Below are 22,749 nucleotides of genomic sequence, written 5' to 3' on the forward strand. Positions count from 1 at the left end.
TATGGCGTTGTTTATTTTACTTTAGGCAAGGTTAATTCAGGTTCTTTCGGCTTTTCTACCGCTTCAAAAGATTTACCTTTATTCGCATCAATAATTTGTTGAGTTTGATTTTCTAATGTAGTTAGTCCCATTTTATTGTAGGCTTCTTTCATTAGGAATAAACCTTCATAGGTTGCTTGCGCATCGGGATATTGTTTTAACATACCAACAACACGATTTGACACAGCTACCCAAGCATCTCGCTTAGCATAAAACTTCGCAATATCTAGCTCATGGCGAGCAAGGGCCGCTTTAATATAAGCCATACGAGCAAGCGCATCTTGTGTATAAGGACTATTTGGGAAATGCGTAACTAAACCTTGGAAATAATTAAATGCATTACGCATAGAAACCGTTTCACGAGTTGCGCGATCGATTCCAAAAAAATCTTGAATAAAATTATCGCTCATAGCTGAATATGCAAGACCTGTCATATAAATCACGTAAGGTTGGTTTTGGCTTTGAGGGAACATACGAATAAAATCATTTCCCAACGTCTCAATATCCGTATAGTTTTGTGACTTATAATTTGCGTAAATCAAATCAATCATTGCTTGTTCTTGATAGATGCTGCCGGGGAAGCGCTCATTTGCAGCTTTTAAGTAGCGAATAGCTTCTGAATATCCACCTTCTTGCAACGCGTTTGAACCTTTCGTATAAAGTTCACTCACCGATGCTTGTTCAACATCTTTTGAGCCTGAACACCCAACTACCAATGCTGCCATTGCCAATAAAGCTAAAGATTTAATTTTACGCATTGTTTTTTCCTTAATTTTTACGAAAACCGATAAATAAGATACAATTGCTAGCTATTGTATAGAACATTAATCAATAAGCCAACTTTTAAAAAAACTTTGAGAGCCTTTTATGCCATTAATAACCCTTTCAGCTGAAATACAGTCAGAACAAATAGGACAACGCTTAGACCAAACGCTTGCAGAATTGTTCCCTGAGTACTCTCGATCCAGATTAAAAACTTGGATTGAAGCAGATCTCGTTAAACTTAACAATCAAATTGTCAATATTCCTCGAGAAAAAGTGCTGGGGGGAGAACACGTAGCAATTACCGTTGATATAGAAGATGAAACACGTTTTGAACCTGAAAATATCCCCTTGAATATTGTTTATGAAGATGATGATATTATAGTTATAAATAAACCCAAAGATCTTGTTGTTCATCCAGGCGCGGGGAATCCGAATGGAACTGTGCTCAATGCGCTACTCTATCATTATCCACCAATCGCAGAAGTGCCTCGTGCAGGGATTGTCCACCGCCTAGATAAAGACACAACAGGATTAATGGTCGTAGCTAAAACGATCCCCGCACAAACCAAACTTGTACGAGATCTACAAAAACGAAAAATCACACGCGAATATGAGGCGGTCGCATCAGGCATAATGACTAAAGGCGGTACTGTAGATCAACCAATGGCTCGCCATGCAACCAAACGTACATTAATGGCTGTTCACCCAATGGGAAAACCTGCCGTTACCCATTATCGTATTATGGAAAATTTCCGTAATTACACTCGCTTACGCTTGCGGCTAGAAACAGGTCGAACCCACCAAATTCGTGTACATATGGCACATATAGCCCACCCATTATTAGGTGATCAAACTTATGGTGGACGCCCTCGCCCACCTAAAAATTCTAGTGAAGCATTTATGTCTGTTTTACGTGATTTCAAACGTCAGGCTCTACATGCCGTCATGTTACGCCTCACACATCCAATTACAGGGGAAATGATGGAATGGTATGCGCCTTTACCAGATGATTTTGTGAAACTGCTCAACGCACTAAAAACAGATTATCTAGAACACCAAAATGAATTGGACTATTAATTAATGCGGATCATACAACCTAACTGGCCTGTTGCCGATACTATTCACGCCTTTACTACGACACGTGAAGGCGGTGTTAGTACTGCACCTTTTAATGATTTTAACCTTGGTGATCATGTCGGCGATAATAAAAGTGCGGTCAAAACTAACCGCGCTTTACTCGTAGAAAAATTTAGCTTACCTCAAGAGCCTTTATTTCTCACTCAAACTCACAGTACACGCGTTATTCAACTCCCTTATTTGGACGATAATTTAGAAGCTGATGCCGTTTATACCAATGAACCCAATCAAGTCTGCACTATCATGACAGCAGATTGCTTGCCCGTATTATTTACAACAAAATCCGGAAATGAAGTAGCTGCAACTCATGCAGGATGGCGAGGCTTATGCGATGGCATATTAGAAGAAACAATAAAATATTTTCAAGCCAAACCTGAAGAGATCATGGCATGGTTTGGACCGGCTATCGGTCCAACAGCATTCCAAGTAGGAAACGATGTTGTAGAGCAATTTATCGCCATAGATCAAAAAGCGAAACTGGCATTTCAACCAGATAGGAGAGAAAAAGAAAAATTCCTTGGTAATCTTTACCAAATCGCTACACAACGATTAAACAACCTAGGTATTACTCAAATTTACGGTGGAGAACATTGTACCTTTAACGAAAAAGAATATTTCTTTTCTTATCGCCGAGATCATCAAACAGGACGAATGGCAAGTGTTATTTGGTTTGAATAAAAAAAAGAAAAGCATCTATTCATGCTTTTCTTTTTTTAAAATTCTAAGCTTAGCTATTAATTCAACCAGAATAAATATCCCATTGTTGAAATTACAAGAATACATACTAGATTTAGAACAAAGCCAGCTTTTACCATTTCACTTTGTTTCACTTGACCAGAACCAAATACAATAGCATTTGGTGGCGTTGCAACTGGTAGCATGAAGGCACAAGATGCACCAAGACCAATAATTAATGCTAAACCAATTTCTGGCATACCCAATGATTGGGCGATAGAAATAAAGATTGGGACCAGCAGTGCCGCACTTGCTGTGTTAGAGGTAAATTCAGTTAAGAAAATAATGAATGTAGCAACTAACAAGCCAATAAGATAGAAATGTTGTCCTTCAATCATAAAGACAATGCTATCTGCTAAAATTTTACTTGCTCCAGAATCCTTCAATACTGCACTTAATGTTAATCCACCACCGAAAAGCATTAATACGCCCCAATCGGTACTTTCTTGAATTTGTTTCCAGCTTGCAATGCCCGTAGAACAAATCACAATAGCCGCTAATAAAGCGACAACACTATCAAAGCTCGCTATATTTTTCTGCAAACCAAGTAAGCCCGAAATCAGAGGATTAATTTGCCCACTAAATACCCAAGTTAAAGCAATTACAACAAAAATAACAAGTGTTAATACACGCACTGAATTCATTTCAATGCTTTCAAACGATTGCTCAAAATTAATATGAAGTTTTGGCTTAAAAATAATGTAAAGCGTACCAATCATCAGTGGTAGTAAAATGATCATTATTGGTAAACCGTACCATAACCAATCTGCAAAAGTTAAATGCAAGTTACTTGCTACTATCGCATTCGGTGGACTGCCCACAAGGGTTCCCATACCACCAATTGATGCACTATAAGCAATCCCTAACAACACAAACACATAAGTATTATGTTCTTTCTCACGATCAAGTTGGCTTAAAATCCCCATTGCGAGGGGTAACATCATCGCTGCAGTTGCTGTGTTACTCATCCACATAGAAAGGAAGGCTGTAATCAAAAAGAGATAAATAATGGCAATAAATAAATTACCGCGCGCTAACGCCATAATCTTATTAGCAATCATTTTATCAAGTTTTTGAATATGTAAGGCTGTAGCCAAAGAAAAGCCACCAAAGAATAAAAAGATTGTAGGATCAGCAAAAGCCACTAAAGCTTGTTTGGTGCTCACTAAATCTAGCGCAATCGCCAATAATGGCACCAATAATGCGGTAACCGTAACATGTAATGCCTCAGTTAACCAAAGCACTGCGACAAAAGCCAATAACGCTAAACCAGCACTAGCCTTTGGCTCATAAGGCAGCACTTTTAATAACACAAAAAACAGCACTATATCTAAAATAAAAATAATGCCATTTTTGTGATTTTTGAAAGATTTCATCTCAGTCATAAAGTTCCTCCGTTAGTGTTCTAACTCGAACGGACTACAATGTTAAATGAATGTTAATAAGTTGCAATGCTCAATTTTCAGAAATGTGATCTAGTGCAATAAATTTCGATAAAAAAAGTGCGGTTATTTTTCACCGCACTTTTGCTCTTTCGTATTATTCGTCCGAATCATCTAAATCTAAGGGCTCTTGCGAAAGTATAATTCCTGTCAGATCTGCGTAAATATAATCTTCTGGGAAAAAGGTTACGCCACCAAAGTTCACCGGAATATCGCTCTCACCGGCACTGCTTTCATCTGCACTGACTGGAATTGGCGCAAGGGCATGAATACCAATATCAAGGTTTTCTAATTGCTGAATTTGGCGTACTGCACCATATACAATAATGCCTTCCCAGCCATTATCAACGGCAAGTTGAGCCAATTCTGCATCAATCAAACCACGACGTACTGCACCACCGCCATCAATGACAAGCACTCGACCTTCGCCGTTTTCTTCTAATACTTCAGCAATTAATCCATTACTTTCAAAGCATTTTACCGTAGTGACTTTACCGTAAAAATTACTTACGCCACCAAAGCTTGAAAAAATTGGCTCCACTACATCCACTTGTTCTGCATAAAGATCGCAAAGTTCTGAAGTATCAATAAACATAACTTTCCCCTATCGATTGTTGAAATTTTGTTTGCTTTAGTATATGCCGATTTAGCCGATAAGCAAGCCTAAACTAAACAAGATATTGATTAATAACGAAATCATAGACATTTGAGCCAACATTGGACGCAATTCACTTGGCTGCTGACTGCGATAAACAAAGATCGCATGTTTAGCTAACAACGGCATTGCCAATACAAATAAATAATTAGTCCAAGAAATGGCTGTTGCCGCCGCAAATGCTAAATAACATAGGGCCGCCACACTTAATAAAATACAGTGGTAAACTCGCCCCTTATATGCACCTAAACGAACGGCTAGGGTATTTTTGCCAGCTTTCGCATCCTGTTCAATATCGCGTAAATTATTAATATTTAATACCGCACTTGCCAATAAGCCGGAGCCAATAGCAGGTAAAATTATGTGACTATCAATACTGTGAGTTTGCAAATAATAAGTGCCGCCAACACCAAGCAAACCAAAAAAAACTAATACAGAAATATCGCCCAATCCCATATAGCCATAAGGTTTTGCCCCAACCGTGTAAGTAATGGCCGCAACAATAGCTAAAATGCCAAGCCCAGCGAAAGCTAATAAATCCGAGAGGTTTTCATAAGCGATACCAATCAAGAAACTTCCTGAAAGAAAACTGGCCACCACCATTAGAATTAATCCCCATTTCAGTTCTTTTGCTGAAATTGCGCCTTTTTGAATGCCACGTAATGGCCCAATACGTTCTTCAGTATCTGAACCTTTTTGATGATCCCCATAATCATTGGCAAAATTAGAAAGCACCTGTAATAAAATTGTCGTGAGTAAACAAAGTGCCATTACAAGCCCATTAAAACCTTGTGGATTCGCCCAATAACCTAATGCCGAACCAGTGAAAATCGATGCCAACGCTAAGGGCAAAGTTTTTGGTCGAGCCGTTTCCCACCACATTTTCAATTTTTCATTTCTCATTTTTTTTGACCGCACTTTTGATTACAATAGGCCGCGTATTCTACACTAAGACACCCAATTTATGAATGATTTAACCTTATCGCCTATCGCCATTATCCACACACCTTATAAAGAAAAATTCTCCGTACCACGTCAACCTAATTTAGTTGAAGACGGTGTAGGAATTGTAGAACTCTTACCGCCTTATAATTCGCCTGAAGCCGTACGAGGATTGGAACAATTCAGTCACCTTTGGTTAATTTTTCAGTTCGACCAAATCCAACAAGGAAAATGGCAACCCACCGTACGCCCTCCACGGTTAGGCGGTAATCAACGAGTTGGCGTGTTTGCTTCACGCGCAACACACCGCCCAAATCCTCTTGGTTTATCCAAAGTCGAATTACGTCAAGTAGAATGCATCAACGGTAACGTTTTTCTCCATTTAGGTGCGGTGGATTTAGTGGATGGCACGCCGATTTTCGATATCAAACCCTATATTGCCTATGCAGATAGTGAGCCAAATGCGCAATCGAGCTTTGCCCAAGAAAAACCACTAGCAAAACTAACTGTTGAATTTACTGAGCAAGCCAAAAGTGCGGTAAAAAAACGAGAAGAAAAACGACCGCACTTAAGTCGTTTTATTCGCCAAGTGCTAGAGCAAGATCCTCGCCCAGCCTATCAACAAGATAAACCGAGTGATCGTATTTATGGTATGAGTTTGTACGAATTTAATATCAAATGGAAACTCAAAGCTGGAACAATAGATTGCGTAGAAGTGATTAACATTGAATTTTGTGGATAGATTTCAATCATTGAATATGATGATATTTTATCCACATTCTCTTAAAAAATAGATATACTAACTTCTTTGTAAGCTATTTGTTATGTGAACCAGTCATATTGACTCAAGTAAAAAACACCGCCAAGTGCGGTATTTTTATCATGAGTTTTAATTATTTCATAAAAGGGACACGCTATACGAATCCACTTACATACTTATGATACCTAAATTAGCATACTTACCAATCTGTTAATAAATTAACTGAGATACAATCCGCCATTTACATGCAACGTTGTACCTGTAATGTAAGCCGCATCATCAGAAGCTAAGAAAGCCACGGCTTTAGCGATATCTTTGGCTTCACCTAAACGACCTGCTGGAACATTAGATAAAATACCTGCTTTTTGTTCATCAGTAAGCACTTCTGTCATATCCGTTGCAATAAAACCTGGTGCAACCACATTTACAGTAATACCACGTGCAGCCACTTCTTTTGCTAAAGATTTAGAAAAACCAATCACACCCGCTTTTGCCGCACAATAGTTGGCTTGTCCTGGATTACCCATTGAACCAACCACTGAACCAATATTGATGATGCGACCAAAACGTTTTTTCATCATTGAACGTAACATAGCTTTAGAAAGATGATACACCGAAGTTAAGTTAGTTTGCATAATATCAAACCACTCATCATCTTTCATTCGCATCAATAAATTATCGCGAGTAATACCTGCGTTATTCACTAGAATATCAATATCGCCAAAATCATTTTTAATTTGCTCAAGTAAAGTTTCAATAGATTCTTTATCAGTTACGTTTAAAACTAAACCTTTACCTTTATCCCCTAAATATGCAGAAATCGCCTCTGCACCTTTTTCAGATGTTGCGGTACCAATTACAAATGCACCTTTTGAGCTAAGTTCTTCTGCAATCGCACGACCGATACCACGAGTAGCCCCTGTCACTAAAGCAATTTTACCTTGCATTTTTTCTTCCTTTTACGCTAAAAATTCTTCTACAACATTGAATGATGCAACATCATTTACAGATATTGCTTGTAAATCACCCACAATGCGTTTGGTTAAACCATTTAATACTTTACCAGGTCCCACTTCAACAAGTGCTTGAACGCCATCTTTCGCCATTTTTTCAACTGTTTCAGTCCAACGAACTGGGCTATATAACTGACGAACAAGTGCGGTACGAATTTCTGCACCTTCAGTGTCAGCTTTCACATCAACGTTATTTAATACCGATGTTGTTGGTGTATTAATTTGAATATTCTCAAGTGTTACCGCTAATTGCTCCGCTGCTGGTTTCATCAAGGCACAGTGAGAAGGTACGCTCACTGCTAATGGCAATGCACGTTTTGCGCCTGCTTCTTTACATAATGCAGCCGCGCGCTCAACTGCAGCTTTCGCGCCAGCGATAACGACTTGGCCTGGTGAGTTAAAGTTCACAGCAGATACGACTTCTCCTTCCTCTGCTTGTTTACAAGCATTAATAATCGCTTCATTATCCAAACCAATGATCGCATACATTGCGCCAGTGCCTTCAGGCACAGCCTGTTGCATTAATTTTCCGCGCAATTCCACTAATTTAATCGCATCTTGGAAATCCAACACACCAGCACAAACCAAGGCAGAATACTCACCTAAGCTATGGCCTGCCATTACTTCTGGTTTTAATTGAGGAAATTTTTCTTGCCATACGCGATAAATAGCGACTGACGCTGCCAAAAGTGCGGGCTGAGTTTGCCATGTTTTATTAAGTTCTTCAGCTGGGCCTTGTTGAACAAGATGCCATAAATCATAACCAAGTGCATCAGATGCTTGTTTAAATGTTTCAGTAACGATTGAATATTCAGTTGCAAGATCAGCAAGCATACCGACAGTTTGGGAGCCTTGGCCTGGGAAGACCATTGCGAATTTTTTCATTATGTTTTGTCCTATTGTTTTTTAATTAAGAATTCTTCTTCGGTAATTAAAATCGGGTTTCGCCGATGGCGACTTACTTTTTCTTTGCTCGCCAAAGAAAAAGTAAGCAAAAAGAAAAGCGCCCCTGCTTTTCCTTATTTCCTTTGTTCCATTGAATTTGCTTAACGGAAATTTTCTGAACTCGCTACGCTCAAACAGACGAAAATTTCCTACAAATTCAATTCCACAAAGGTAGAAAAGAAGGGAACCCAATTTGTTCTTTCTCCTATTTAAAGTGCGATCAAAACTCAAAATATTTTTTGTTCTTAAAATGAATTCAAAATTAACCGCACTTTTTAAATAATGCTCCGATAAATTCGGGGCCCCATATAAATCGCCTTTGCGACTTTCAATTTTTAGGCAATTTGCGTCTGTTTGAGCGTAGCGAGTTCAGCAAATTGCCGTTTAGAAAATTGAAACAAAGCAAAGAACAGCGATTTAACTGGGACGTGTTTTCTTTGCCTACTTTCTTTTACACGTGTAAAAGAAAGTAGGTCGCCATCAGGCGAAACCTGACAACAAAATACTAAAAGTGCGGTCAAAATTAACCGCACTTTTTAAATTACTTACCTATTCTAACAAATTAATTAGAAGCGTACTAATGCTGAACCCCAAGTCCAACCACCGCCAAAGGCTTCTAATAATAATAACTGCCCACGTTGAATACGGCCATCTCGAACAGCCTCATCTAAAGCAACAGGCACAGTTGCCGCACTGTTGTTAGCATATTTATCTAACGTTACCACCACTTGCGACATATCCATTTCTAATTTTTTAGCTGTCGCGGTGATAATACGTAAATTTGCTTGGTGTGGCACAAGCCAGTCTAAATCTTTTTTATCTAAATTATTTGCTAAAAGTGTTTCTTCCACCACATTTGAAAGTTCACGAACTGCCAACTTGAACGTTTCGTTACCTTGCATCTCGATATATCCAGATTTTTCTATACCACGTTCTGGCTGAGCTAAAACAAGGGCATTATTTTTATCTGCTGAAGCATGCAAATGAGTAGAAATAATCCCTTCTTGCTCACTCGCTTCAAGAATGACCGCTCCCGCACCATCACCAAATAGAACAACAGTGCTGCGATCAGTTTCATCTAATTTACGAGAATTGAGATCTGAGCCTATCACTAAGGCTTTTTTCACCTTGCCGGCACGAATAAATTGATCTGCCACGCTCAATGCATAGACAAAGCCTGTACAAGCTGCTGCCAAATCAAAAGAAATCGCATCATCAATATTTAATAACCCTTGTACTTGGCACGCTGCACTTGGATAAGCATGTGAGTGACTTGTAGTGGCAACAATAATCAGTTCAATATCTTGAGGATTAATTTGAGCAGCCTCGATCGCATTTTTTGCCGCTTCAAAACCCATTGTTGCAACAGTTTCATCTGCCGCCGCGATACGACGTTCACGAATACCGGAACGAGTGACAATCCATTCATCTGATGTATCAACCATTTTTTCCAATTCCGCATTTGTGCGGATGTAGCTTGGTAAATAACTACCAGTAGATAAAATTCTGCTATTCATACTCAATAAGATAAGCGATTAAAAAAGGGAAAAATCGAGACACCGGATTATTTTCCGATGTTAAAAGAAATGTAGAGATAGTAATACGGGGACCAATGTCCCCGCCCATCACATCTAACGCCAAGGTTAGACGAGTCAAGTGAATACCTATAAGTAAAAATTACTTATTGATCACTTTACGACCACGGTAGTAACCGTCTGCAGTTACGTGGTGGCGTAAGTGAGTTTCACCGCTTGCTTTATCCACTGATACTGCAGCAGTAGTTAACGCATCGTGTGAACGACGCATGTCACGACGTGAACGAGATTTTTTATTTTGTTGAACAGCCATTGGCCATACTCCTAAATTTAATTTACTTTTGCTTTAAATTAGCTAATACAGCGAACGGGTTCGGTTTTTTTGCCAACTCATCAGGCAATTCGCCAAAAACCTGTTCCTGCGCGGACACTTCACAGTGTTCAGATAAATGCATTGGTACAAGCGGTAAAGCTAAAATTAGCTCATCTTCCACCGTGCCAATTAAATCTATTTCGCCAAACTCATTGAACTCGATTGGCTCATAAATTTCCGGCAATACATCAGCTTGATCCCAATTAGCCACTGGACTATAAGTAAACTCACATTCCAATGTTTGTTTGTAAGGTTCGTTACAACGCTGACATTCTAATTCGACATCAACTTGTACTTTACCTTTCATCACCACTAATTTTTGTGGATCAATATAAAACGATAATGTTACCTGTGCATCGCTGAGCACGTTTACCACTGATTCTGCCAAACGCTCAAGCTGATTAGCGGCATAATAGCCAACATAATCAAGCCGTCTCTGAGCATCTTTTACCGGATCAACGGTTAGGGGTAGTTTTACCTTTTGCATAGGGCGTGAATATTACCCGTTGTTGCGAAGATAGTCAAAGGGAAATCACGTTTTTTATGTAATAAAACTCGTAATTTCCCCCCACTCAATTAACTTTTACAGGAATTTCCTTTTTTCATCACTTTGCCAAAATCATTTTTCGAATCCGGTTTTGTCATATTATTTGGCGCACCTTTTTGTATAGGATAAACAGAATCCATTTGCCATTGATTCCAGCCACCATCATAAATCAAAGTATCTTTCCAGCCAGCTAGTTGAGTCATAAACCAAGGTACGCCGGCTCGCCAGCCTGTGCCACAATAAAAGGCTAATTTATTGCCTTTTTCGATACCTTGAGTTTTCCACAAAGCAAAAATTTCATTTGGGTTACGCAATGTGCCATCCGGATCATAAAAATCAGCCATATTGGAAGAATCAGTGCCGGCAAAGCCCCAAATTGCTCCTCGCGGTTCACCTTTGCCTGGAATGTAATCATAGCCACTCACTTTGCCAGTATATTCATCCCAAGCTCGGTTACTAATGAGTTTCAAACCATTTTGTTGTGCCAACATAATTTCTTTCGGCGTTTCAATATCAATTGCAGGATTTGCCGGAATTGTTGCACCAAAATGAGTTTCAGGTATTGGTGTATTCACTGTGGTTTCTGTTGGTAAATTGGCATCCATCCAAGTAGAAAGATTGCCATTTAATACGCGTATATCTTTCACACCAGCCCATTTTAAAGCCCAAAATACGCGATAGGCAGCCAATTGATTATCTGAATACAAAATAATAGTTTTGTCCGCCGTAATACCATTTTTCAACAAGTTTTGCTCAATCACTTCCGGCGATGATAAATTCCAAATCGGGCCATTTTCGATCCAATCTGTATCAAAATGATAAGCGCCAATAATGTGTTGTACATAGCCTTGGGATTTTTCTAACGGTCCCCAAGACACTTCAAAAATCGCAAATTTATCATTGTCGAAAGTTTCTGGTTTTTCGCCTTTCAGCACAGAATTAATCCATTCCGGAGAAACGCTATATTGGAAATTTTGAAAATGTTCTAATGGATAATCTGCATTAGCGTAACTGATAAAATCATTAAATACGCGAGTTTTATAGCCTTTTGCGGCGAAATCAGCACTAATGCAAGCTAAATTATCCAGATTAGAATCATAAAATACCAAGGTTTTATCCTTAGTAATCCCCTTGCCTGCTGCAAAAGATTCAAATTTATCTGGTGCAATGGAATCGAGCCATGAGCAAGAAAACTGCACAGCGTTAGGAATATGTCCACCACGCGTCGTATTTTTATCTTTGAAACCGTTGTAAAGACTATCTTGGCGAGAATCAATAATCACATAATTCGGATTATTCAAATTATCCAAAAGTTCTTTTGTTTCAATAGTTTTTACTTGATTATCATTACAAGCTGCAAGTGCAAATACAATGCCAATACCTAATAAAGAGCGGTTAAATTTCATTGAGTTTCTCCTTTTATCTTTTCACGAACAATCTGTTACCAATCCAACACCCTAATAAAATAAAGCCTGTGGCAAGCCAGCCTTGCCAAGAAAAATAGGCAGTTGCCACTAAGGAATTTGTCACGGTGCAACCACCAGCTAATGCTGCGCCCAAGCCCATTAAAACGCCCCCTAAAATACGTCGTAAGGCTTCTTTTGGCTGAGGCATTCTGAGATTAAAATCACCACTAAGTTTTGCCATTAAAAATGATCCCAATGGAATCCCAAGCACAAATAAACTCCCCCAGTTTAAATAACGTTGCTGACCGATGACTAAATATTGCACCACATTAGCCGAAGGCACAGAAATACCATAGCCAAAATTGCGCCCAGCCTTAGCACTAAAATACCAAGCGACAACCCCCAACAAACCGATTAATAACGCCCCCAAATAAAGATTCCAACTACGCTTAAAAGTGCGGTCAAAAAATGAAAGATTTGAAAGATTTTCTTGGGAAACAATTTTTTCACGGCGAGAAAACAGAATCAGCGTGGCGATAATTAAAATCGCAACCAACCACCAAGGAGAAATGGAGAATGTTAAATAAATATTATTCCATTGTGTGGTTTGTTGGGTTAATCCACCAATGAATTGACGAAGGCTGCCAGTTTGTGTTGAAGCCATTGTAAGCGCAAAAGCAAACAGAGCAAGTAAACTGCCTAACGCCCCTTCAGCACTGCGAAACCAAGCTCCGCTCCCACAACAATTACTTAACACCATACCAATGCCAAATAATAATCCACCTAAAATACTGGCAAGCACAGGCAACTGAGATGTAGGAATTTTAATGAGTTCAAATTCAGCCAGCGTAAAAAGCCCGATAGATTGCACACTGACAGCAATTAAAAGTGCGGTAAAAAAACGGAAATTTTTTTCAAATAAAAAACGACGAAAACCAGAAACAAAACAGAATTGTGTACGTTGAAGTAGAATGCCGAAAGCTATTCCAATAAATAAGCCGCTAAACATAGATTAAACCTTAATACTGATGGCGGAAATGAATTGCTGATATTAAAACATAATTGTTCTGTAGCTGTCATTATTTAAATAGTTGGAAGAATAAAAAAAATTGCTATAATCACGCCTCTTTTTTTAACAAGGAAAGATAATGATGACTTCAAATTCTTATTGGCAACGCTTGAAAGTGGCATTTCAATATGTCATGCCGCAAATTTATTTAACTCTAATTGCAGGCTGGTTTGCTAAACAAAAATGGGGTGTGCTAACCCATGTTGTAATTAAAGCTTTTGCGAAAAAATACAACATTGATATGAGCATTGCGCAAAAAGAACAATTTTCTGATTACGCAAGTTTTAATGAATTTTTTATTCGTCCGTTAAAAGAAAACGCGCGTCCAATTAATCAAAATCCTACCGCACTTTGTTTACCCGCAGACGGGCGCATTAGCGAGTGCGGTCATATTGACGATAATCTTTTATTGCAAGCTAAAGGGCATTTTTTCAGCCTAGAAGACTTACTGGCAGAAGATAAAGAATTAGTGGAAACCTTTAAAAATGGTGAATTTGCCACTACTTATCTTTCTCCTCGTGATTATCACCGAGTACATATGCCGTGCGATGGTACGCTACGCAAAATGATTTATGTGCCAGGTGATTTATTCTCTGTAAACCCATTTTTAGCCCAACATGTACCAAATTTATTTGCGCGTAATGAACGTGTGATTTGTGTTTTTGATACTGAATTTGGCACCATGGTACAAATTTTAGTCGGTGCAACCATCACTGCAAGTATTGGCACAACTTGGGCGGGCGTAATTAATCCACCGCGCCACAACGAAGTGAAAACTTGGACTTATGAAGGCGAAAGTGCGGTCAAATTATTGAAAGGTCAAGAAATGGGTTGGTTCCAACTTGGTTCGACTGTAATTAATTTATTCCAAGCAAATGAAGTCCGTTTAGCTGATCATTTAAGCGTCAACGAACCTGTTCGCATGGGCGAAATCTTGGCATATAAAAAATAATTTTTAACGAAAGGAAAACATCAAATGAATTTTGAACAAGTAAAATTAGAAAGCGTTTCTGAAAAAGGTAGCTACGGTATTGGTTTACAAATTGGCCAACAATTAACCGATAGCCAAATGGAAATCACCGTTGAAGCTGTAGCGAAAGGTATTTTTGACGCATTAAATCATAATCAACCTGCATTAGACATCAATGACTTAATGCATTCTGTTCAAGCTCTTCAACAACAAGCAGCTGAAGCACAACAAGCGCAATTTAAAGCCATTGAAGAAGAAGGCAAAAAATTCTTAGAAGAGAATGCGAAAAAAGCAGGTGTAAACGTAACCGATAGCGGTTTGCAATACGAAATCATGACTGAAGGCAATGGCGCAAAACCATCTGCAACAGATAAAGTGCGTGTACACTACACTGGTACATTACCAGATGGCACCGTATTCGACAGCTCTGTTGCTCGTGGCACACCAGCTGAGTTTCCTGTAAACGGCGTAATTCGTGGTTGGGTTGAAGCATTACAAATGATGCCTGTCGGTTCTAAATGGAAACTCACTATTCCACACGAACTTGCTTACGGTGAACGTGGCGCTGGCGCATCAATTCCGCCATTCTCTACACTCGTATTTGAAGTAGAATTATTAGATATTCTTTAATCGAAAAATACGATACCAATAAAGGCAAAGTCATAAAGATTTTGCCTTTATTGTTAAAATAATGTTATTATTTTGTCCGACAAATTTCATTTGTCTTATATCGCAAGTTTTGTGTATAGGAAAATGGGCACTTCTTTTTTCACTGCATTCATTATTTATACCTTTCTTGCAAATCTTTCTTTTCAATAAATTTAGGTTATCTTATGAAAGAGATTTGGCTACAATTTAAACAAAATTACTTAATTAAATACTGGAATCCGATTGTCGCAGTGACTGCAGCAGGTTTGCTTTCCGCTTATTACTTTGGGGTAACAGGCACTTATTGGGCTGTGACAGGGGAATTTACTCGATGGGGAGGACATGCATTACAAGCATTAGGCGTTGATGTATCTGAATGGAGTTACTACAAAATCATAGGAATGCAAGGTAACATCTTCTCACGTGTTGATGGCGTCATGATCTTAGGCATGTTTGCAGGTTGTATTTCTGCAGCACTTTGGGCAAATAATGTAAAATGGCGCAACCAACCACATAAACGTCGGATTGTTCAAGCTTTAATTGGCGGTGCATTAGCAGGATTTGGCGCACGTTTAGCAATGGGATGTAATTTAGCTTCACTTTTTACAGGTATTCCACAATTTTCGGTACACGCTTGGTTCTTCACTATCGCAACTGCAATAGGTACTTATGCGGGTGTAAAAGTCACATTACTACCAATATTTCGCGTTAAATTAGAACTGAAAAAAGGCGCAGCGAAAATAAAAGAAACAGATCCTAAACAAGCACAACGCCGTTTCTGGATTGGTATGGTTGTATTTTTTGCTTATCTTATTGCTTCACTTTATGTAATGACTCAATCTATTAAACTTGGTTTTGCTATGGTTTGTGGTTTGGCTTTCGGGTTATTAATTGAACGAGCTCAAATTTGTTTTACCTCAGCTTTCCGTGACTTATGGGTAACTGGGCGTGCTTATATGGCAAAAGCGATTATTTTTGGAATATTAGTGGGCACCATTGGTGTATTTAGCTACATTCAACTTGGCGTCTCGCCTAAGATTATGTGGGCTGGCCCCAATGCGATTATTGGCGGTTTATTATTCGGCTTTGGTATTGTACTCGCTGGTGGTTGTGAAACAGGTTGGATGTATCGCTCAATGGAAGGTCAAGTACACTTTATGTGGGTTGGCTTAGGTAACGTAGTCGGTTCAACTTATCTCGCCTATGTTTGGGATGATATCGCTCCTGTTTTAGCACTTGATTACGAAAAACTTAATTTACTAAAATCTTTCGGGCCCGTAGGTGGCTTACTTGTGAATTACGGTTTATTAATTTTATGTTTAATTGCCGTAGTCTGGTGGGAACGTCGTTTCTTAGCCAAAGCAAAATCTCAAATAACCGCACAAACTGGCTGTGGATGTAATTAACCAAAAGGAGCATAATCATGGCATTTACTATTGTTCAAAAATTAGATAAAGATCCAAAAGACATTTCACCCGATTATACATTAGATACGTTAGGCGAACCCTGCCCTTACCCCGCTATTGTAATGTTAGAAACCATGCCACAATTACAAAAAGGTGAAATTTTAGAACTATTAAGCGATTGCGCACAATCTATCAACAACATTCCTATTGATACTAAAAATCATGGCTATACACTGCTAAGTGTAGAGCAAGATGGAACAAAATTACGTTACTTAATTCAGCGTTAAAAAATGGCTCCATAAGGAGCCATTTATTATCTACCCATAAAATCAAATTAATCTTCGCCCCAAACCTCTTTAGCGATTTCTTCAACGTGACGCACTTTTGCCCATTGTTGGGATTCAGTCATAATATTGCCTTCCTCTGTAGAGGCAAAACCACATTGAGGGCTTAAACAAAGCTGTTCGAGAGGCACATATTTTGCAGCTTCGGCAATGCGTGATTTAATTACATCTTTATCTTCTAAATCAGGAAATTTAGAACTCACCAAACCAAGTACAACGCGACCTTTATGTGGATTTTGTGCAAAATATTTTAATGGCTCAAAACCACCTGAACGATCATCATCATATTCCAAGAAATATCCATCATAATTAGTCTTAGCAAATAATGCATCTGCTACTGGATCATAAGCACCACTTAATAAATATGTTGAACGGAAATTACCACGGCAAACATGCGTTGTAATCACCATGTCAGCAGGCTTATCTGCCAATACCACTTGAATATTCTCAAGTGCTTGAGCTTTATCTGCCTCAAATTCAGGTTTTAAGTGGTTATTACAGAGTGAACCCCAGTAAACATCATCAAATTGTAAATAACGGCAGCCAGCATGATAAAAAGCTTTAATCGCTTCTTTATAAGCCTGTTGAACATCTTTAGCAAATTCTTCGCGTGTAGCATAAATGCCCGTATCCCACTGGATAGGATACATTAATTGATTGGGACTAGGGATGGTATATTTAACTATACCGCGATTACCAACAATAGCATTCAATTTCTTAAAATGCTCAATAAATGGATGATTTGGATTCCAAGAAACCTTTCCACAGCAACGTGTATTATAAGGTTTCGTTTCAACACCATTAAATTTATAGCCATGTTCAGGGTGATAACCTTCAATACCATTTAATTCTTCTAGAAAATCAATGTGCCAAAATGCACGACGATACTCACCGTCAGTGATAATTTGAATACCCGCATCTAACTGAGCTTGGACTAACTTTGTAATTTCTTGATCTTCAATCTCAGTTAATTGTTCACGAGAAATTTCACCTGATGCAAATTTTAAACGGGCCTCTTTTAATACTTGTGAACGTAAATAAGAGCCGACTGTGTCTGCATGTAATGGGAGGATTTTTGACATTTTACTTCCTTATTTTATGATTTAATGAAAAGAATTCTAACGTATTTTCAACATCCCTTCTACTTTTCACTAATTCCTTGTGAACAAGCATAAGCCGAGCTCCACGCCCATTGGAAGTTATAACCGCCTAGCCAGCCCGTCACATCCAATACTTCACCAATAAAATATAAACCGCTTACTTGGTTGCTTTCCATCGTTTTAGAAGAAATTACTTTAGTATCCACACCGCCCATTGTCACTTCAGCCGTTCGATAGCCTTCCGTGCCATTTGGAGTAAATTCCCTGTGATGAATAAAATCCACTAGATTTTTTACCCGCACTTTACTGATGTTAGCGATAACTTCATCTTGCATAAGGCCTTGTTCAATCCAGAGCTCGACCAATTTTTTCGGAAGTAATCGAACCAAGATGGTTTTCAACATTTGTTTTGGTGAATGTTGTTTTGCTTGATTAATTTCCTCTTCCACATTGTGGCTCGGTAATAAATCGATTTCTACAGACTCAGTGGGCTGCCAATAATTGGAAATTTGCAACACCGCAGGGCCTGAAATACCACGGTGAGTAAACAAAAGCTGGTTATGAAAAGATTTGCCGCACTGCGCTGTGATCGTGACTGGCAAGCTAATGCCTGAAAGTGCGGTTAAAAATTTATCTGTTTCTCGATAAGTAAAAGGCACCAAACTTGCACGCGGAGGAATAACAGGAATACCAAATTGTTCCGCGATTTGATAGCCAAATGGCGTTGCACCAAGCCCTGGCATAGAAAGCCCACCTGTCGCGACAATCAAATTTTCACATTGCCATTGGGTTGAATTTACCTGTAAAACAAACCGCACTTTTTCATCATTTTGAATCCGTTCAACTTGAGAAACTTCGCTACGCAATAAAATCTTAGCGCCATATTTATCGCATTTAGATTTCAGCATTTCAACGATTTGTTCTGCGCCCTCATCACAAAATAATTGCCCCAATTCCTTTTCGTGATAAGCAATCCCTTGCTCCGCTACTAGGGAAATAAAATCCCAATTGGTATAACGAGCCAGTGCCGATTTGACGAAATGAGGATTTTGCGAAAGATAATAAGCAGGCGTAACCTCTAAATTGGTGAAATTACAAAACCCACCGCCCGACATCAAAATCTTACGTCCGATTTTTTTTCCGTTGTCGAAAACTGTCACCGACTTGCCTAATTTAGACAACTGTGCCGCGCAAAATAATCCTGCTGCCCCTGCACCAATAATAATGTTTTCAGAATATTGGCTCACGGATTTTGCCCTTTTTCACCACGTTGTAAAAAATCCAACATCTTCATTCGTTGAATAACAGAACGACGATCCACTGCCGCATTACCAGAATCTAATAATTGCTGTAAATACCCACTGGCTTGTTGATATTCGCGATTTTCTAAGGCAATTGTCGCCAACAAAGAAAGGCTAGATACTTCATTTTTATCTTTTGCCAACGCTTCATTCAAAAGTTGTTCCACTTTTGGGGTCATTTGCTGGCCTGCTTGATAATAAAGTGCGGTGGCTGCCAAGCCTAAAATATTAGGTTTACTGCCTGATATTTTTTCTGCATTAGAATAAGCAATAAGCGCACTGTCAAATTCATTATTCTGCATATAGGCTTCCCCAAGTTGAAGCCAAGTTTCCGCATTGTTTGGATCAGTACGCAGTTTATTTTGGATCTTCTCAATCACATTTTCATTTTTGTTCTCATCATTCATTTCAACATTTTGATTATGTTGCTCAATCATTGATTGCTCGCCTTGTTGAACACGACTAAAACGATCAAGAAAAAAATAATAAGCGGTTGGAATCGCAATTAATAAAAAGAAAACCACAAAAGAAAGTTTGTGATTACTTTTCCCGAAAAAATCTGTCTTTTGTTCATTTTGCTTAGGATCCGAATGAGCCTCAGCATCAACAGAAAAATATCGCTGTTCTTTTTCCAATGCACTTCCCTGCTCGACTGAAGATAGAGACGATTTTTTCCTATTTGAGAAGTAAAGCAATGCGGCAGCTAAAATAAAAAGAGCGACTGGCAACAGCCACAACAATGCCGTATTCCATTTGAACGGTGGTTTGTAATTCACAAAATCACCAAATCTAGCCGTCATTTGATCGATAATTTGCTGATTACTTTTGCCCTCATCCACCATTTTGTACACTTCAAGACGCAAGTCATAAGCAATAGGAGAATTAGATTCCACCAAATTTTGGTTTTGACATTGTGGACAGCGTAAAGATTTTGCCAACTCTACTGCGCGGGTACGATCATCTTGATTTTGGAATTGATAAGTATCCACCATTTCCGCTTGGGCGAATAAGGAAAATGCGAATAAAAGTGCGGTTGCAAAAAAGGCTGTTTTTTGAACCTGAATAAAACCGCGAGTAAAAATATCTAATATGCTTTTCATTTGTTCTTCAATGCTTCAATTTTTGGCAAAAATACCGTTTGCCAAGTTTCTTTATCCAGTAAACCTGAATGGCGATAACGAATCACACCATTTTCATCCACAAGATAAGTTTCTGGCGCACCATCTACGCCCAATTTTAATCCCAATTCCCCATGACTATCATCAATGGTTAAGACGAACGGATTGCCCATTCGTTTAAGCATTTCAATGCCATTTTGAGGATTGTCGCGATAATCTACACCCACAATAGGCAACATTTTTGCAATCTCAATTAACAGAGGATGTTCTTCCTTGCAATAACCACACCAACTGCCCCACACATTTAATAAAAATGGCTGTTTAGGAAAATCTTTCGGGCTTACAATTTGTGATGGCTCATGTAAATTAGCCTGATAAAACTCTGGAACAGGTTTATCAATTAAAACCGAAGCAATTTTTTTCGGATCTTGATTTAACCCTGCAATTAACAATACGCACACGCCTAAAAGTACAAAGAGCGGTGCAAAAAAGATAAGTTTTTTGTTCATTATTTTTCCTGTTTTCTGCGTAATCCGAAAACGCCACAAAGTGCGCCAAAGGCCATTAAAATACCGCCAACCCAAAGCCAACGAATCAGTGGTTTATAATGTAAGCGGAAAGTAAATTCCCCTTTGCCAAGAGAATCGCCCATCACAATATATAAATCCCCCCAGAGACCGCCATCAAGCCCCACTTCACTCATTGTCATTGTTCGCACATCGTAATAACGGCGCTCTGGGATAATTTCCGCATAAGGTTTGCCATTTTCAGTTACGTCAAAAAAGGCGACTTCTGCCGTAAAGTTTGGCCCGATTTCATTAGAAAATTGGCGATAGTGAAATTCATATTGCCCCAATTTTTGACTTTGTTGCGGTGCTAAACGCACACCAATCTCGCTGCCAAAATAACCGCTCATCACCGCACCAATAGTCACAATCGCCACGCCACAATGAGCTAAAATCATACCAAATTGAGACAAACGAATTTGTCGCCAATTTTGCCATAAAGTGACGAACAAAAGCCAAATCGCAAGAGTTAATAACACAAAGGCGAAAGCGTGAAAATTCAACGCAGAATTATGGCGTAGCTGTTGCCAAATCATCAAGCCAGCAAGAATTAAAGACGGAATCAACAACCATACGCAACGTACCAATAATCTGCGATCAAATTGCACCCAACGAATGGTAAGTGAAATCACCATTAAAATTAAAATCACTGTAATAATTGGGAAGAAAATACTATTAAAATAAGGACTTCCCACCGAAATTGAACCCCAATTCATCGCTTGGAATAACATGGGGTAAAAGGTGCCTAAAAAAGTAGAAACCGTAGCAATGGTCAGCAAAATATTCAGCAATAAAATGCCGCCGGATTTAGAAACGAACTGAAATTTCACCGCACTTTCTGATGAACTTCCCGCTCGTAAGGCGAATAATCCAAAAGCTAACACCGTCAAAATAAAGAAAATTAATAACAACACATAACCGCGCGTGTTATCCAATGCAAAAGCGTGCACAGAAGTGAGTGCGCCAGAACGAACAATAAACGTGCCTAATACGCTAAAGGCAAAAGCAAGCAAAGAAAAAAGCGTTGTCCAATAACTAAATACGCCTTGTTTTTCCGTTGCCATTAAACTGTGTAATAACGCCAAACCAAGCAACCAAGGCATTAAAGACGCATTTTCTACGGGATCCCAGAACCACCAACCGCCCCAGCCGAGTTCGTAATATGCCCACCACGCACCAAGCACAATGCCAATAGTTAAAAATAACCAAGAAAACAACACCCAGCCACGCATTGAGCGTGCAATTTGTCGTGCAGATTGGTTATAAATCAACGCACTCAAACTCATCGCAAAATTCACTGCAAAGCCCACATAACCAACATATAACAACGGTGGATGGAAAATTAATCCCACATCTTGCAACATTGGATTGAGATCGCGCCCTTCTGCTGGTGCTGGGAAAATGCGTCCAAATGGATTGGAATAAAACAAAATAAACACCGCAAAACCAAAGCAAATCAATCCCAATAAAGATAAAGATTGAGCGGAAAAAGTGCGGTCATTTTTTCGATTAAAAAAAGCAAAGGCGGCAAGCCATAAACTCAATGAAAATAACCAAAACAACATTGAACCTTCATGCCCGCCCCAAGTGGCAGCCACTTTGAAAAATGTAGGTAATTGAGAATTAGAATGTGCCGCTACATATTCAAGGGTGAAGTCATCCACCGCAAAAGAATATGATAATAAACCGATGGAAAGTGTCGTGCTTATAGTAAAAATGTATGATAGTGGCCACGCAGAATTAATAAGAGTTGTATTCTTTTTTAACAAACCAAGTTGTGGGACAATAACAAGCAAAAGCGCAGCCGTCGTTGCGAGGAGTAATAAGTAAAATCCAAGTTCTGGGAGCATAAAATATTATTCTTTGTTAATTAACGTCAGGATGTCTTCTGACAAATAAAAAGAAAGGCGCATATTATTACGCCTTTCCTCTA

23 protein-coding genes are annotated in these 22,749 nt (G+C 38.9%); 7 read left to right on the forward strand and 16 right to left on the reverse strand.

Going from position 1 to position 22,749, the window contains the following annotated elements; all coding sequences use genetic code 11:
- Window positions 1-11 precede the first annotated feature (11 nt).
- Window positions 12-797: an outer membrane protein assembly factor BamD gene (locus KKW16_RS02610; RefSeq protein ID WP_215767883.1), complete on the reverse strand. Its 786-nt coding sequence runs from the start codon at window positions 795-797 to the stop codon at window positions 12-14.
- A gap of 109 nt (window positions 798-906) precedes the next feature.
- On the opposite strand from KKW16_RS02610, the gene rluD reads away from it, so the two are divergent.
- Together rluD and pgeF are read left to right on the forward strand one after the other, a co-directional pair.
- Entirely contained in the window at window positions 907-1,881 is a 975-nt protein-coding gene (gene rluD, locus KKW16_RS02615) for a 23S rRNA pseudouridine(1911/1915/1917) synthase RluD (RefSeq protein WP_215767884.1), read from the forward strand.
- A gap of 3 nt (window positions 1,882-1,884) precedes the next feature.
- Complete coding sequence (gene pgeF, locus KKW16_RS02620; RefSeq protein WP_215767885.1) at window positions 1,885-2,619, forward strand: peptidoglycan editing factor PgeF; 735 nt, start codon at window positions 1,885-1,887, stop codon at window positions 2,617-2,619.
- A 56-nt stretch (window positions 2,620-2,675) separates the two neighbouring features.
- Here the strand turns inward: pgeF and KKW16_RS02625 are convergent, their stop codons facing one another.
- From KKW16_RS02625 to menA, 3 genes are all read right to left on the reverse strand, one after another.
- Window positions 2,676-4,061 carry a DASS family sodium-coupled anion symporter gene (locus tag KKW16_RS02625; protein WP_215767886.1) on the reverse strand — a complete coding sequence of 462 codons (1,386 nt, stop codon included), beginning with the start codon at window positions 4,059-4,061 and terminating at the stop codon, window positions 2,676-2,678.
- A gap of 154 nt (window positions 4,062-4,215) precedes the next feature.
- On the reverse strand, window positions 4,216-4,713 hold the full coding sequence (rraA, locus tag KKW16_RS02630; protein ID WP_106013483.1) for a ribonuclease E activity regulator RraA: 498 nt from the start codon (window positions 4,711-4,713) through the stop codon (window positions 4,216-4,218).
- 51 nt (window positions 4,714-4,764) lie between these two features.
- A complete protein-coding gene (gene menA, locus KKW16_RS02635; RefSeq protein ID WP_215767887.1) occupies window positions 4,765-5,676 on the reverse strand; it encodes a 1,4-dihydroxy-2-naphthoate octaprenyltransferase in 912 nt (303 codons plus the stop codon).
- 61 nt (window positions 5,677-5,737) lie between these two features.
- Between menA and tsaA the strand changes: the two genes are divergently transcribed.
- The gene (gene tsaA, locus KKW16_RS02640; RefSeq protein WP_215767888.1) at window positions 5,738-6,457 is read left to right on the forward strand and encodes a tRNA (N6-threonylcarbamoyladenosine(37)-N6)-methyltransferase TrmO; all 720 of its coding nucleotides are present in this window, start codon (window positions 5,738-5,740) and stop codon (window positions 6,455-6,457) included.
- Window positions 6,458-6,693: 236 nt separating this feature from the next.
- Here tsaA and fabG read toward each other — a convergent pair whose 3' ends face one another.
- The 7 genes from fabG to KKW16_RS02675 all read right to left on the reverse strand — a co-directional run bounded on the left by fabG (window position 6,694) and on the right by KKW16_RS02675 (window position 13,303).
- A complete protein-coding gene (gene fabG, locus KKW16_RS02645) occupies window positions 6,694-7,422 on the reverse strand; it encodes a 3-oxoacyl-ACP reductase FabG (protein ID WP_140527294.1) in 729 nt (242 codons plus the stop codon).
- Window positions 7,423-7,434: 12 nt separating this feature from the next.
- Window positions 7,435-8,373 (reverse strand): ACP S-malonyltransferase, encoded by a 939-nt coding sequence (gene fabD, locus KKW16_RS02650; protein ID WP_215767889.1) that lies wholly within the window; start codon window positions 8,371-8,373, stop codon window positions 7,435-7,437.
- 626 nt (window positions 8,374-8,999) lie between these two features.
- Window positions 9,000-9,950, reverse strand: a complete 951-nt coding sequence (locus KKW16_RS02655; protein WP_065264471.1) for a beta-ketoacyl-ACP synthase III — start codon at window positions 9,948-9,950, stop codon at window positions 9,000-9,002.
- 160 nt (window positions 9,951-10,110) lie between these two features.
- Window positions 10,111-10,281 (reverse strand): 50S ribosomal protein L32, encoded by a 171-nt coding sequence (gene rpmF, locus KKW16_RS02660; RefSeq protein ID WP_005544470.1) that lies wholly within the window; start codon window positions 10,279-10,281, stop codon window positions 10,111-10,113.
- A 22-nt stretch (window positions 10,282-10,303) separates the two neighbouring features.
- The gene (gene yceD / locus KKW16_RS02665) at window positions 10,304-10,828 is read right to left on the reverse strand and encodes a 23S rRNA accumulation protein YceD (protein WP_065264470.1); all 525 of its coding nucleotides are present in this window, start codon (window positions 10,826-10,828) and stop codon (window positions 10,304-10,306) included.
- An 89-nt stretch (window positions 10,829-10,917) separates the two neighbouring features.
- Window positions 10,918-12,294, reverse strand: a complete 1,377-nt coding sequence (locus KKW16_RS02670; protein WP_215767890.1) for a rhodanese-like domain-containing protein — start codon at window positions 12,292-12,294, stop codon at window positions 10,918-10,920.
- Window positions 12,295-12,307: 13 nt separating this feature from the next.
- On the reverse strand, window positions 12,308-13,303 hold the full coding sequence (locus KKW16_RS02675) for a YeeE/YedE family protein (protein WP_215767891.1): 996 nt from the start codon (window positions 13,301-13,303) through the stop codon (window positions 12,308-12,310).
- A 142-nt stretch (window positions 13,304-13,445) separates the two neighbouring features.
- Between KKW16_RS02675 and asd the strand changes: the two genes are divergently transcribed.
- The 4 genes from asd to yedF all read left to right on the forward strand — a co-directional run bounded on the left by asd (window position 13,446) and on the right by yedF (window position 16,674).
- A complete protein-coding gene (gene asd / locus KKW16_RS02680) occupies window positions 13,446-14,315 on the forward strand; it encodes an archaetidylserine decarboxylase (RefSeq protein WP_215767909.1) in 870 nt (289 codons plus the stop codon).
- Between the two features lie 24 nt (window positions 14,316-14,339).
- Window positions 14,340-14,963: a BamJ family beta-barrel-assembly machinery protein gene (gene bamJ / locus KKW16_RS02685; RefSeq protein ID WP_215767892.1), complete on the forward strand. Its 624-nt coding sequence runs from the start codon at window positions 14,340-14,342 to the stop codon at window positions 14,961-14,963.
- Between the two features lie 203 nt (window positions 14,964-15,166).
- Window positions 15,167-16,387 carry a selenium metabolism membrane protein YedE/FdhT gene (gene yedE / locus KKW16_RS02690; protein ID WP_118789831.1) on the forward strand — a complete coding sequence of 407 codons (1,221 nt, stop codon included), beginning with the start codon at window positions 15,167-15,169 and terminating at the stop codon, window positions 16,385-16,387.
- Window positions 16,388-16,404: 17 nt separating this feature from the next.
- Window positions 16,405-16,674: a sulfurtransferase-like selenium metabolism protein YedF gene (gene yedF / locus KKW16_RS02695; protein WP_005627337.1), complete on the forward strand. Its 270-nt coding sequence runs from the start codon at window positions 16,405-16,407 to the stop codon at window positions 16,672-16,674.
- Between the two features lie 47 nt (window positions 16,675-16,721).
- Here yedF and KKW16_RS02700 read toward each other — a convergent pair whose 3' ends face one another.
- From KKW16_RS02700 to nrfE, 5 genes are read right to left on the reverse strand one after another with little or no spacing between them, the layout of a single operon-like run.
- Window positions 16,722-17,813: a 5-methyltetrahydropteroyltriglutamate--homocysteine S-methyltransferase gene (locus tag KKW16_RS02700; protein WP_215767893.1), complete on the reverse strand. Its 1,092-nt coding sequence runs from the start codon at window positions 17,811-17,813 to the stop codon at window positions 16,722-16,724.
- A 59-nt stretch (window positions 17,814-17,872) separates the two neighbouring features.
- Window positions 17,873-19,078, reverse strand: a complete 1,206-nt coding sequence (locus tag KKW16_RS02705; RefSeq protein WP_215767894.1) for a BaiN/RdsA family NAD(P)/FAD-dependent oxidoreductase — start codon at window positions 19,076-19,078, stop codon at window positions 17,873-17,875.
- Window positions 19,075-20,232 carry a heme lyase NrfEFG subunit NrfF gene (gene nrfF, locus KKW16_RS02710; protein ID WP_140527302.1) on the reverse strand — a complete coding sequence of 386 codons (1,158 nt, stop codon included), beginning with the start codon at window positions 20,230-20,232 and terminating at the stop codon, window positions 19,075-19,077. Before nrfF ends, KKW16_RS02705 begins: the two co-directional genes overlap by 4 nt.
- Complete coding sequence (locus tag KKW16_RS02715; protein ID WP_140527303.1) at window positions 20,229-20,759, reverse strand: DsbE family thiol:disulfide interchange protein; 531 nt, start codon at window positions 20,757-20,759, stop codon at window positions 20,229-20,231. Before KKW16_RS02715 ends, nrfF begins: the two co-directional genes overlap by 4 nt.
- On the reverse strand, window positions 20,759-22,666 hold the full coding sequence (gene nrfE, locus KKW16_RS02720; protein WP_215767895.1) for a heme lyase NrfEFG subunit NrfE: 1,908 nt from the start codon (window positions 22,664-22,666) through the stop codon (window positions 20,759-20,761). Before nrfE ends, KKW16_RS02715 begins: the two co-directional genes overlap by 1 nt.
- Between the last annotated feature and the right edge of the window lie 83 nt (window positions 22,667-22,749).

Origin of the sequence: Haemophilus sp. SZY H8, from assembly GCF_018829755.1 — a bacterium.
GTDB lineage: Bacteria > Pseudomonadota > Gammaproteobacteria > Enterobacterales > Pasteurellaceae > Haemophilus > Haemophilus haemolyticus_K.